This window comes from Geobacillus sp. LYN3 (assembly GCF_003064505.1).
In the GTDB taxonomy this organism is placed as follows: domain Bacteria; phylum Bacillota; class Bacilli; order Bacillales; family Anoxybacillaceae; genus Parageobacillus_B; species Parageobacillus_B toebii.
The window spans coordinates 1,949,002-1,949,993 of record NZ_QCWL01000001.1; the positions used below are offsets into that span (position 1 = coordinate 1,949,002).

The 992-nt window shown below is 47.5% G+C and carries 2 protein-coding genes (1 of these 2 running past the window's edge); both read right to left on the reverse strand.

Annotated features, from left to right (window positions below):
- The coding region annotated (locus DCC82_RS18165) for a helix-turn-helix domain-containing protein (RefSeq protein WP_233252972.1) crosses the window boundary (this coding region is incomplete at its 3' end): on the reverse strand, positions 1 to 70 show 70 of its 684 nt. Its footprint begins 614 nt before the window's first position.
- A 152-nt stretch (positions 71 to 222) separates the two neighbouring features.
- Positions 223 to 768, reverse strand: coding sequence for a DUF6431 domain-containing protein (locus tag DCC82_RS10075; protein WP_108430347.1), 546 nt, complete (start codon positions 766 to 768; stop codon positions 223 to 225).
- Positions 769 to 992: the final 224 nt, after the last annotated feature.

Below are 992 nucleotides of genomic sequence, written 5' to 3' on the forward strand. Positions count from 1 at the left end.
GCCCATTCACCAACGGAGCGATTAGCCCGTACCGAAACAGGGCAATGTCGTGTCTCATCGACTCATCCATTCGAATCTCCTCCTTGTCTCACTTGGAATCAGGACCGTTCCGGTCCTCCTGCCCTTATCGTACCGAATTGCTTTTTCTCCGTCGATAGGAAAGGTTTGTGGGAACCTCAATCATTTCCAATTTAGGATATGTATGTAAAATCAGGATCCCATTTAATTCGCAAAAGGGTGTCGGAATCCGTTCTCCCACATCTCTCTGATGACCGAATAGAGACCGTGTTCCTCCAACGTCCGGATCCACCAGGAAGCCCGTTCCTTTTCTTTTTTCACGATAGGGCCTATGATCCTCCACCGCCTCGCAAAAAAGCTGTGAAGGTTTGATAGGTTTCGGCAGAACCGCCGGACATAAAAGATGATGCCGTCCTTTGTCGGGAGAAACGGAGCCCGGTTCGTCCTTTCGGTCAATCCCAACTGCTCTTTCACGACTTGCCATATGGCGGACAACGTATACTGAAAATACGGGAGGAGAAAGGAAGGCAGCACACTCACCGTCTTCAAGCATTCCCGACAGCGATACCGGACAATCCAAATGCGATAATCACCATGTGGGGTCAATGCGTTTCGCTCATAGTAACCGTGGCGGTGCAACGGGCGCTTGGCCCGGCAATGCGGACACTGTGTCAGAAGAGGGAAGTCGTTTTCTTTTCCACGCTCTGCATACGTTTGGACGTCAATGCCAAAGTCATGAAATTGAATCACGTCCTCCTCCCCCTCCTCTGAATCGATGGATTTTCTCTTCCGAAATAATTCATAAAAAATTTAGCACATTCTTTCAGAAAAGGGGAGAGGGCTTTCTGAAGGAATGTGCAAAAAAATGGCTCTTTTGTTCCGAAATAAAGTGATAATTTACAGTTGGTCCTTACGAAGCTTTTCACAGCCTTTTAAGAGAAGATATCGAGCCTTTTTCAATGGAGAAAATTCCT